Below are 12,943 nucleotides of genomic sequence, written 5' to 3' on the forward strand. Positions count from 1 at the left end.
ACTGACAGCGAAAATTAAAGCCCCTCCAACTCCGCCATCAAATCACTCAACCGATCCACCTTCTCGGCACTGATCTGATTGGCCGCCAGCCCCTCGATATACTCAGCCAACTCCGCCACCGTGCTGCACTCGAACATCGCCCGCAGCGGCACATCCCGCTGCAAGGTCTTCTGCACCCGCGAGGCAATCTGCGTGGCCAGCAACGAATGCCCGCCCAGTTCGAAGAAGTTGTCCTCTACCCCTACCCGCTCGACGTTCAGTACTTCGGCCCAGATATCAGCCAAGGTGGTTTCCAGTTCGTTGCGCGGCGCCAAGTAGTCCTGGCTGTGCAACTGGCCGATCTCCAGGGCCGGCAGGGCCTTGCGGTCGAGTTTGCCGTTGGCGTTGAGCGGCAGGCGGTCAAGCCACAGCCAGTGCAGCGGCACCATGTATTCCGGCAGTTCGGCGCGCAGGCGTTGCTTGATGCGGTCCAGGCGTTCGCCTGGGTTAAGCACTGCATCCGCCGCCACCAGGTAGCCAACCAGGTGCTTGCCGTTGACACCTTCCTGCACACCCACCGCCGCGTCGCGCACTTCCGGTTGTTCGTGCAGGCGCGCTTCGATTTCACCCAGTTCGATGCGGTAGCCGCGAATCTTCACTTGATGATCGACACGCCCGACATACTCCAGCACGCCGTCACTGCGACGGCGCGCCAGGTCGCCCGTGCGGTACAGGCGCTCGCCCGGCGCACCGAACGGGTTCGGCACAAACACCGGGGCGGTGCGCAGCGAGTCACTGACGTAACCGCGACCTACGCCGGTGCCGGCGACGCACAACTCACCCACAGCACCCTGGGGCACCAGCTCCAGCGCACCATCCAACAGGTACAAACGGTTGTTGTCGGTCGGTGTACCAATCGGCAGGTAAGTGCCACGGGTCGACGCCAGGTCGACACGGTAGAAGGCCACATCGTCCGAACATTCCGCCGGGCCATAGGCGTTCACCAAACCAATCTCTGGATAACGCAGCAACCACTGGTGCGCCAGCTCCGGTGGCATCGCTTCGCCGGTTGGCAGCATCCAGCGTAGGCCGTCCAACCCGATACGGTCCTGAGCCAGCATGCCCTGGATCAGTGATGGCACGCTTTCCAGCACGGTGATTCCTTGGGTCTGAACGTGTTCCAGCAGACCTTGGGGATCATGCGCGATAGTGTTCGGCACGATATCCACCCGTGCGCCAAACAGCGGCGCGGCAAGGAACTGCCACACGGAAATATCGAAGCTCTGCGACGCGGTCTGCGCGATCACATCCGCGTCACTCAAGGCCAGGTACGGCACCTTGCTCAACTGGTTATTGAGCATGCCGCGCTGCTCCACCATCACGCCCTTGGGCAAGCCGGTGGAGCCCGAGGTGTAGATGACGTAGGCGAGGTTGTCCGGGCTACTGTAGATCCCCGGGTTTTCGCCACGTGCCGGTATCTCTTCCCACACCAACAGTTGGCAGTCGAAGCCGTCCAGCAACTCGATGGCCTGCTCGCGGCACACCTCGGTGCACACCAGCAGCGGCGTGCGGCTCAGGTCGATGATGCTGCGCAGACGCTGGCTCGGCAGGCCGGGGTCCAGCGGCAGGTAGCCAGCACCGGCCTTGAAGCTGCCGATGATCATGCCCAGCAGGTCAAGGTTACGTTCGGCCAGCAACGCCACCGGTTGATCCAGGCCCACGCCGGCTTCAATCAGCGCATGACCCAGTCCGTTACTGCGCCGGTTCAGCTCTTCATAAGTCCATTGCAGGTCGAGGCAACTGGCGGCGATGCGCTGCGGATGCGCGGCCACCTGTTCTTCGAATAACTCGATATAGCTGCGCTCAAGCGGGTAGGCGTGCTCGCTCTGGTTACAACCGTCTACCAGGAACTCACGCTCCTGCTCGCCAATCAGCGGCAGGTCGGCCATGTCGCCATGGAAGCCCTGCACCAGCGCCAGCAGCAGGCGCTTGAACTCACCGAGCATGCCTTGCACGGTGGTTTCGTCGAAGTAGCGCTGGTCATAGGACAGGTGCAGCCCCAGGTCATCCCCCGGATAGCACACGGCGGTCAGCGGGAAGTTGGTGTGGGTGCGGCCGGAGTCCGAGGTGGCATTCAGGCTTTGCGCACGGTCCAGCACCGAGACTTCCACCGGGGCGTTTTCGAACACGAACAGGCTGTCGAACAGCGGCTGGCCCTTGGGCAGTTCGCTGAGTTCCTGGATCGTCACCAGCGGCAGGTATTCGTACTCGCGCAGTTGCATATTGCTGTCGAGCAAACCGCTCAGCCACTGGCGCACGCTGCAACGCTGGTCGTCCTCGGGCAGCTTCACCCGCAGCGCGATGCTGTTGATGAACAGGCCGACGGTGCGTTGCATCTCCGGCATTTCCACCGGGCGTCCAGCCACGGTGACGCCGAACAACACATCACGATCACCGCTCAGCCGGCGCAGCACCAGCGCCCATGCCGCCTGGGCGAAGGTGTTGACGGTCAGTTGATGAGCCTGGGCCAGTTCGCGCAACTGCGCACCGTCGCGGGCGTCGAGGCGGGTGTAGCAGTCGCCGACCAGCATGCCACCGTGGCCGGCGTGGTCGCGCAGGAACGGACGGTCGCTCGGGATCGGCGTGGTGCGCTCGAAGCCTTGCAGGTTCCGCTGCCACCACTGGCGTGCTTCGCTCAGGTTCTGGCGTTGCAGCCAGGCGATGTAATCGCGATAACGCGGCGGCGTGGCCAGTTGCGGGGCGCGGCCTTCGCCCAGGGCCATGTAGATTTCGAAGAAATCATTCATCAGCAACGAACGGCACCACGCATCGATGAGGATGTGGTGGTTGCTCATCATGAACCAGTAGCGCTCGGCGCCGACGCGGATCAGCCGCAGGTGAAACGGCGCCTGGTTGAGCAGATCGAAACCGGCCTCGCGCTCCTGCTTGAGCAGTGCTTGCAGGCGCGGTTCCTGTTCGCTTTCCGGGTCGTTGCTCCAGTCCAGGTACTCAATCGGCGTGCTGCCCGGTGTGTGGATCACTTGCAGCATGTCTTCGCCGATGTTCCAGCAGAACGACGCACGCAGGGCTTCGTGGCGAGCGATCACCGCCTGCCAGGCCTGGGCGAAACGCTCGGGGTCGAGGGCGCTGTTGATGCGGTAGCGGTCCTGCATGTAGTAGAGGCCGGTGCCCGGCTCCAGCAGGGTATGCAGCAACAGGCCTTCTTGCATCGGCGTCAGCGGGTAGACGTCTTCGATGACGCTGGCGGGCACCGGCAAGCTGTCGAGTTGCGCCTGGGTCAGGTGCGCCAGCGGGAAGTCGGACGGCGTGAGGCCACCGGCGTCGTCCTGCAGGCAATGCGCGACCAAGCTTTGCAGCTCAGCGAGATAGGCATCTGCCAGTTCACGGATGCTCCGTTGATCATGGCGTTGGCGGCTGAAGGTCCAGCGCAGCACCAGTTCACCGCCGTACACCTGGCTGTCGACGCTCAACTCGTTGGGCAGCGGCGCGTCCGGGTCATGGGCCAGGCCGGCGGACTCGTCCAGCGGGTGGAACAGCGCATCGGCGCCGAAGCTCTGGTCGAACTGCCCCAGGTAGTTGAAGGTGATCTGCGCGCCGGGCAAGGCAGCCACGCTGTGTTTGCACAGATCATCGGCCAGGTAGCGCAACACGCCATAACCCAGGCCCTTATGCGGCACGCCGCGCAGTTGTTCCTTGATCGCCTTGATCGAATCGCCCTGCCCGGCGTGCGGGGTCAGGCGCAGCGGGTAGGCACTGGTGAACCAGCCGACGCTGCGGGTCAGGTCGATATCATCGAACAGGGTTTCACGGCCGTGGCCTTCCAGTTGGATCAGTGCCGAAGCATGACCAGTCCAACGGCACAGCACACGGGCCAGGGCGGTCAGCAACAGGTCGTTGACCTGGGTGCGATAGGCGCTCGGGGCCTGTTGCAGCAACTGGCGGGTGTGCTCGGCATCCAGGCGCACGCTGACGGTGTCGGCATCGCGATTGCGCCGTGAACCGTGCGGGCGAGTCACCGGCAACCCCACTTCCGGTCCGGCCAATCGGGCCTGCCAGAGGCTCAATTCTTCGCGCAGGGATTCGTTGCCGGCATACGCCTGCAAACGCGCAGACCAGTCACGCAGCGCGCTGGTCTTGGCCGGCAGGCTGACGGAGCGGCCGTCGCTCAGTTGGCGGTAGACCGTTTGCAGGTCTTCAAGCAGGATGCGCCAGGACACGCCATCCACCACCAGGTGATGGATCGCGATCAGCAGGCGTTGTTGCCCTTGGGGGCCGTCCACCAGCAAGGCGCGCAGCAGCGGGCCGCGTTGCAGGTCGAGGCTGCGCTGGGTGTCGGTGAACAGCGCGGTGCACTGCGCCATATCACGCACTTGCGCCTGCATCAGCACGCCACCTTCCGGCACGGCCAGATGCTCGGCGTGCCACTGTGCATCGCGCTGGGAAAAGCTCAGGCGCAGCGCATCGTGGTGTTCCAGCACCGCCAGCAGTGCTTGCTCCAGGCGATGAGGGTCCAGCAGTTGCAAGGGTTTGAGGACCAGCGCCTGGTTCCAGTGTTGACGGTTCGGGATCTCGGTGTCGAAGAACCAGTGCTGGATCGGGGTAAGGCCCGAGCGGCCGGTGAGCACGCCTTGCTCGGCGCAGATGAGCTCGGAGCGCGTGGCAACGGCGGCCAGGGTTTGCACGGTCTGGTGCTGGAACAGGTCGCGAGGGCTGAAATGAATCCCGGCCTGCCGCGCACGGCTGACCACCTGGATCGACAGGATCGAATCACCGCCCAGTTCAAAGAAGTTATCGTCCAGGCCGACTTGCTGCACATTCAGCACGGCGCACCAGATCGCTGCCAACGTCTGTTCAAGCTCGTTGCGTGGCGCAACATAGGTCTGGCGATTCGCCTCGGGATCCGGCTGCGGTAACGCACGACGGTCGAGTTTGCCGTTGGCGGTCAACGGCATGCTGTCGAGCACGATCAGGTGCGCGGGCACCATGTAGTCCGGCAGTTGCGCCTTGAGGTGCGCCTTGAGCGCATCGCGCAATGCGTGGTGCTCGACATCGCTGACCAGGTAAGCCACCAGCTGTTTGCCACTCGGCGAATCCAGCGCCAGCACCACTGCTTCACGCACGGACTCGTGCTCCAGCAGGCGGGTTTCGATTTCGCCCAATTCGATACGGAAACCGCGAACCTTCACCTGATGGTCGATCCGCCCCAGGTACTCCACCAGACCATCGGCGCGTTGGCGCACCAGGTCGCCGGTGCGGTAAAGGCGCCCGCCGTTACGCGCAAAGGGATCGGCCACGAACCGTTCGGCGGTCATGCCCGGACGCTCGTGATAACCCTGCGCCAGGCCCGCACCACCGACATACAACTCGCCGGTCGCCCCTTGCGGCACCAGGGCCAGGTCGGCATCGAGAATGTACGCCACACGGTCGCCGATGATGCTGCCGATCGGCACGCTGGCGGCGCCCTCCTCCAACTGCTTCGGTGCAAGGCTGGCCAGCGGCATCACCACGGTTTCAGTCGGGCCATAGGCGTTGAAGAACACCTGCGGCTGGAACGCCGCGCGAATGCGCTGCAAGTGTTCGCCGGTCAGGGCTTCGCCGCCGGTGATGCACATGCGCACCGGCAAGGTCTGCTGCTGAGTCGCCAACCACTGCGCCAACTGGCTGCCGTAGCTCGGGGTGAAGCCCAGGATGTTGATGCCATGGGTGCGGATCAATCCGCAGATTGCCTCGGCATCCCACTGGCCCTGGGCACGCAACACCACCTGCGCACCGCTGAGCAACGGCACCAGCAGGCGCTCAGTGGCGGCGTCAAAGTTGATCGAATAGAAGTGCAGCTCGCAATCGTCCGGGCGCATGCCAAACCGCTCGATCACCGCCGCGCAATGCATGGCAATTTCACCGTGGGCCACCACCACGCCCTTGGGCTTGCCGGTGGAGCCGGAGGTGTAGATCAAGTACGCCTGGTGTTGCGGCAGGCTGATAAACGGCAGCTCATCGGCTGGGTAGTTGGCGAGTACCGGCAAATCATCTTCCAGGCACCAGCACGCCACGCTCGCCGGCAATTCGCCAAGGGCTTCGAACATCGCCGCATCGCTGAGCAGCAGGCCGATGCCGCTGTCTTCGATCATGTAGTGCAGGCGGTCCAGGGGGTATTCCGGGTCCAGCGGCACGTAGGCGCCGCCGGCCTTGAGGATCGCCAGCAGGCCGATGACCATTTCCAGCGAACGCGGCAACGCCAGGCCGACCCGCACCTGCGGGCCGACGCCACGCTCGCGCAGCATCCAGGCCAGGCGATTGGCGCGGGCGTCCAGTTCGCGGTAGCTGAGGGTAACGCCGGCGAAGGTCAGCGCGGGCGCATCGCCACGGGCTTTCGCCTGCTGGCTGAACAGCGTGTGAATGCACTGATCAAGGCGATGTTCACCGGCTTCGACGCCCAGGCTGTCCTGTAGCGCGCGCTGTTCCGTAGCACTGAGCAACGGCAATTCGCTCAGACGCTGCTCGGGATTGGCGATCAACGCTTCCAACAGGTTGCGCCAATGCTCGGCCATGCGGGCGATGCGTGGCTCATCAAACAAATCGGTGCTGTAGGTCAGGCAGCAACCCAGGCGATGGTCGAGGTCGGTGACTTCCAGGTTGAGGTCGAACTTGGTCGCGCGGGCATCGTTGGCCAGGTACTCGACGGTCATGCCAGCCAGTTGGCGGCTCTGCTGGAATTCCCAGCGCTGCACGTTGCACATCACCTGGAACAGCGGGTTGTAGGCCGCGCTGCGCGGCGGTTGCAGGGCTTCCACCAAGTGGTCGAAGGGCAAGTCCTGATGGGACTGGCCTTCGATCACGGTGTGGCGCACCTGTTCGAACAGCTCAGCCACGTTCATCTGCCCGTTGAGCTGGCAACGCAGCACCTGGGTATTGAGGAACGCGCCGATCAGCCCTTCGCTTTCCGGGCGAATACGGTTGGCCACGGGCGCACCGATGCGCAGGTCGGTCTGGCCGCTGTAGCGGTAGAGCAACACGGCCAGGGTGGCGGTCATGGTCATGAACAGGGTCAGGCCGTGTTCGGCGTTGAAGGCACGCACGCGGGCGGCGAGGTCATCGCTCAAATCGAAGCGGTACAACTCGCCCCGATGGCTTTGCACCGGTGGGCGTGGGCGGTCGCCAGGCAGTTCGAGCAGCGGATGTTCGGTGCCCAGTTGCCGAGTCCAGTAATCCAACTGGCGCTGACGTTCACCCGCTTCCATCCACTGGCGCTGCCACACGCTGTAGTCCAGGTATTGCACCGGCAACGGCGCCAGTGGCGACAGGCGTTCGTCGAGAAAGGCTTCGTACAACGCGCTGAGTTCACGGGCAAAGATGTCCATGGCCCAGCCTTCGGTGACGATATGGTGCAGGGTCAGCACCAGGTAATGCTCACGCTCGGCGGCCTTGACCAGGCAGGCGCGCAGCAACGGCCCGGTTTCCAGGTTGAACGGCGTATGCGCCTCGTGATCGGCCAGTTGCTGCAAGCGTTGCTGGCGTTCGGGTTCGGCCAGCGCGGAGAAGTCCTGCCAGTCCATGCGCAAGCCGGTCTGTGCCGAGACCTTCTGACAGGCCACACCGTCGACGCTCGGGAAGGTGGTGCGCAGGGTTTCGTGACGCATGATCAGCGCTTGCAACGCCGCCTCGAAACGCCCGACATCCAGCACGCCACGCAGGCGCGCCATGCCACCGACGTTGTAGGCCGGGCTGTCCGGTTCCATCTGCCAGAGGAACCACATGCGCTGCTGGGAATAGGACAACGGCACCGGCCGGCTACGGTCGACCTTGGCGATGGCGGTTTGTTGGTTGCGTTGGCCCGAGGCCTGGATCAGCCCGATCTGTTCGGCGAAAGCGCCCAACTCGCTGGCTTCGAACAAGGTGCGCAACGGCAGCTCGACATCACAGGCCTGGCGGGTGCGGGAGATGATTTGCGTAGCCAGCAGGGAGTGACCGCCCAGGGCGAAGAAGTCATCATGCAGGCCGATTGTCGGCAGCCCGAGGACCTCGCGCCAGATTGCAGCGATCTGCTGTTGCAACGGCGTTTCGGGTTCGACGTGCTCACGGGTTTGCCACACCGGCTCCGGCAATGCGCGGCGGTCCAACTTGCCACTGGGGCTCAACGGCATGGCGTCCAGGCGCATCAACAGCGCGGGCACCATGTACTCCGGCAGTTCGGCGGCCAGGGCGGTCCTGACCTGCTGTTCGTCCAGTTCGGCATGGGCGGTGTAGTAACCGAGCAACTGGGCGTCACGCACCAGCACCACGGCCTGGGCGATGCCGTCCAGGGCGAGCAGGCGCGCTTCGATTTCCTCCGGTTCCACGCGGAAGCCGCGCAGCTTGACCTGCTGATCGAGACGGCCAAAGTACTCGAGCACACCGTCGGCGTTCCACCGGGCACGGTCGCCGGTGCGATACAGGCGTGTGCCTTGGTGGTCGGCAACAAAGCGTTCAGCGGTCAACCCAGGGCGACCGAGGTAACCCCGCGCCAGGCCAATCCCGCCGATGCACAACTCACCCGGCACGCCCAGCGGCACCGGGTTGAGCTGCTCGTCCAGCACGCGGCAGATCACATTGCCCAGCGGACGGCCAATCGGCGAGCGCTCGCCGTCTTCGGCGTGGCAGTGCCAGTGGGTCACGTTGATCGCGGTTTCGGTGGGGCCATAACGGTTGTGCAATTGCACCGCAGGCAACTGTGCCAGCACGCGGTTGCGCAGCTCGGCGGGCAAGGCTTCGCCACCGGAGAACAGGCGGCGCAGGCTGGTGCATTCGGCCACCTGCGGCTCATCGATAAACAGCTGCAACAGCGGCGGCACAAAGTGCAGCGTGGTCACGCCATGCTCCTGCACCAACTGCGCGATGCGATGCGGATCGCGATGCTCACCGGGGCCGGCCAGCACCAGGCGGCAGCCGCTGATCAGCGGCCAGAAGCATTCCCACACTGACACGTCGAAACTGATCGGCGCCTTTTGCATCAGTACATCGGTGGCGTCGAGTTGATAAGTGGCCTGCATCCACTGCAAGCGCTCGGCGAGCGCCGCATGGGTATTGCCCACACCCTTGGGCTGACCGGTGGAACCGGAGGTGTAGATCACGTAGGCGAGGTTATCGCCGTGCAGGTGCAGGCCGGGCGGCTGGGTGGGCCAGCTGTCGAGGTGCAGGCTGTCCATCGCAATCACGCACACGCCGTCAGCGCTCGGCACCCGCTCCAGCAATGCAGTCTGGGTCAGCAGCAGGTGGACGCCGCTGTCCTTGAGCATGTAGGCCAGGCGTTCGGCGGGGTAGTCCGGGTCCAGGGGGACGTAGGCGCCACCGGCCTTGATGATCGCCAGCAGGCCGATCAGCAGTTGCGGCGAACGCTCGGCGGCGATGGCCACGCACACGTCCGGACCCACGCCTTTATCGCGCAGGTAGTGGGCCAGGCGGTTGGCCTGGGTGTGCAATTGGGCGAAGGTCAGGCTGCCGCCGTCCCAGACCAGCGCGGTGCTGTCCGAGGTCTGCTGGTTGAGCAGATCGGGCAGCCACTGTTGGGCGGGCGCGCAAGGGGCTTGGCTGTATGGCGCCTGTTCGTCGTGCTGCATCAGCATGAGGTCGCCGATGGCTTGCCGGGGCTGTTCGCAGACGGCATGCAGCAGGTTGATGTAGTGCTCGGCCAGGCGCTGGATGGTCGCGTTTTCGAAGAGTTCATCGGCGTAGTCGAACGACAGGCTCAGGCGTCCGTTGCGGTCTTCTTCGGTGTGCAATTGCAGGTCGAACTTGGCTTCGCGGCTATGCCACGGCAGCTCGTCGGCGAGTATGCCCGGCAGGCGACGCAAGGCGCTGAGGTCGCGTTGCTGGTGGTTGAACATGACTTGGAACAGGCCCTGTTCGCGGGCTTGCGGGAAAGCTTCCAACAGTTGCTCGAAGGGCAGGTCCTGATGGGCTTGGGCGCCCAATGCCGTTTGGCGTGTCGCGGCCAATAGCTCGTTGAACGGCAGGCGCCCATCTAGCTCGGCACGCAACACGAGGGTGTTGATGAAGAAGCCGACCAGGCCTTGGGTTTCCTGGCGCGGGCGGTTGGCGTTGGGCACGCCGATGCGGATATCGCGCTGGCCGCTGTAGCGATGCAGCAGGCTTTGGAATGCCGCCAACAGCAGCATGAATGGGGTGGACTCGTTGGCCTGGGCGGCGTGGCGAATCGCTTTGCTGAGGCTGGCGCCAAGCCGCACGGTGTGGCGTGAGGCACTGTGACAGTGGTGTACCGAGCGCGGGTGGTCGGTCGCCAGGCTGAGGGTGGGATGCTCTTCACCCAACTGCGCTTTCCAGTACGCCAGTTGGCGCTGGCCTTCACCTTCGGCCAGCCATTGGCGCTGCCAACTGCCGTAGTCGGCGTATTGCAGGACCAGGGGCGGCAGTTCCAGGGTCTGGCCTTGGGCTGCGGCGGCGTAGAGGCGCGAGAATTCGTCGATCAAAATGTTGAGCGACCAGCCGTCGGCGATGATGTGGTGCAGCGTCACCAGCAGTTGGTGATCTTCATCGTCGAGGCGCACCAGGGTCACCCACAGCAGCGGGCCTTTTTCCAGGTCGAACTGGGTGCGCGCTTCGTCTTCGCGGATCTGTTGCGCACGGGCTTCGCGCTCGGCAACGGGCAGGTCGCTGAGGTCGATGACTTGCAGTTCGAAATCCGCTTTGGCGTCGACACGCTGGAAAGCCTGGCCGTCGCGCTCATAGAAGCGCGTACGCAGGGCTTCGTGGCGCTGGATCAATTGCTGGAAGCTGGCGCGCACCGCGTCTTCGTCCAACTCGCCGCGCAGGCGCAGGGCACCGGGGATGGTGTAGGCGCTGCTGTGCGGGTCCAGTTGCCAAGTGATCCACAGGCGGTTCTGTGCCAGGGATTGGGGCAGTTCCTCCTGACGGGACAGCTTGTGGATTACACCTTGGGCGACGCCGCCATCCTGCTGCAATTGCGCGACAGTCGCGGCAAAGCCTTGCAGGGTCGGCGCTTCGAACAGCAGGCGCAGGCTCAACTCCAGGCCGAGGGTTTCACGCAGGCGCGCGACCACTTGGGTGGCAGTGATGGAGTTGCCGCCGAGCAGGAAGAAGTGGTCATCGGCCGCAACGGTCGCGACCTGCAACTGTTCGCACCAGATCGCGGCGATCTGGTTTTGCAGGTCGGACTCCAGCGCTCCGGTGCTCACCTGCGCTTGCAGATCGGGGAACTGCGCATAGCTGTCGAGGCTGCCGTCCCTGTGACGAAGCGCACACGCCGCGCGTTGCACCTTGCCGCTGGAAGTCTTCGGCAAGGCACCGGGATTGAGTAACACCACCACGCTCGGCGCCTCTTGATAGGCCTCGGCGACGGCCTGGCGGATCGCCTTGATCAGCGCATCGGGCGGCAGGATCTTCTGCACGCTGCGGCTGATTTCGGCGGCAATGCCGATGCCTTCCAGGCCCTGATCATTCACCGCGAACGCGGCGACCCGGCCTTTGCGTACCACTTCCACTTCGCGCTCGACGGTCTGCTCGATGTCCTGCGGGTACAGGTTGTGGCCGCGCACGATCAGCAGGTCCTTGAGGCGGCCGGTGATGTACACCTCGCCGTCACGGATAAAACCCAGGTCGCCGGTGCGCAGCCAGGTACGGCCGGCATGTTGCACGAAGGTCTTGGCGGTGGCCTCGGGGTTGCGCCAGTAGCCGTGGGCGATACTCGGCCCGCTGGCCCAGAGTTCGCCGACGTGGTTATCGGGCAGTTCGGTGAGGCTGTGCGGATCGGCGATCAGCACCGCGTGTTCGGGTTGGCTGGTGCCGCAACTCATGATCGCACTGCCCTGCCCTGGCTCGGCACGGTTGGCGGCCAGGGCCTGTTCGTCGACGCGCAGCGCGGGAATGCCATGGCCACGGCTACCGCCGGCGACGAACAGGGTCGCCTCGGCCAGGCCGTAGGAGGCGAAGAAATTGTTCGGGGTGAAACCACAGGTGGCGAACTTTTCGGCGAAGCGTTCCAGCGTGTCGAGGCGGATCGGTTCGGACCCGGAATAGGCCACGCGCCATTTGCTCAGGTCCAGGCGGTCCAAGGCCGATTCACTGACCCGCTCACTGCACAGGCGATAGGCGAAATCCGGCCCGCCACTGATGGTGCCGCCGTATTCGCTGATCGCTTCCAGCCAGCGTAACGGCCGGCCGAGAAAGTAGGCCGGCGACATCAGCACGCACGGTACGCCACTGAAGATCGGTTGCAACAGGCCGCCGATCAGGCCCATGTCGTGGTACAGCGGCAGCCAGCTGACGATCACGTCGTCGGGGTTGAGGTCGATGCCGAAACCGCGCCGGATCAGCACTTCGTTGGCCACCAGGTTGCCGTGGCTGACTTGCACGCCCTTGGGCAAGGCGGTGGAGCCGGAGGTGTATTGCAGGAAGGCGATATCGTCCGGGTGCAGGTCAGGGCCGACCCAATTGCCGACACCTTCCAGGCTATCGACGCTTAATACCGGCGGTGCATTTTCGATCTGCGCCAGGCCATCGGTGAGACTGGCGATGGTCAGCAACAGGCGCGGCTCGGCATCGCTGATGATCGACAGCAGGCGCTCTTGATGATGGCGGCGGGTGGACTCCGGCGGATAAGCCGGCACCGCGATCACCCCCGCGTACAGGCAACCAAAGAACGCCGCGACGTAATCCGGGCCGCTGGGGAACAACAGCACCGCACGATCGCCCAGCTCGGCATTGGCCTGCAAGGCAGCGGCGATGGTGCGGGCGCGCTGGTCGAGGTCGCGATAACTGAGCACAACGCTGTGCTCGGCGGATTCGGCGAGGAAGCGCAAGGCGACCTGGTCCGGGGTCTGCGCGGCGCGACGTTGAAGGGACTGGACCAGGGTGCGGGGAAGTTCGAAGGCGTCCATCATGGGGTTCCTGCCTGAAATCGGCTTACGGGAAATTCAAGAATTCGGGGGTT

1 protein-coding gene is annotated in these 12,943 nt (G+C 64.5%); it reads right to left on the minus strand.

Annotated elements, in window-relative coordinates; all coding sequences use genetic code 11:
* Nucleotides 1–14: 14 nt before the first annotated feature.
* Nucleotides 15–12,893 carry a non-ribosomal peptide synthetase gene (locus AC3WP7_RS04855; protein WP_102592231.1) on the minus strand — a complete coding sequence of 4,293 codons (12,879 nt, stop codon included), beginning with the start codon at nt 12,891–12,893 and terminating at the stop codon, nt 15–17.
* Nucleotides 12,894–12,943 lie beyond the last annotated feature (50 nt).

This window comes from Pseudomonas sp. FW305-3-2-15-C-LB1, assembly GCF_058787615.1.

Coding starts and splice junctions, on each gene's coding strand:
- AC3WP7_RS04855 (WP_102592231.1), bottom strand. CDS start 12,893: ATGATGGACGCCTTCGAACTTCCCCGCACCCTGGTCCAGTCCCTTCAA.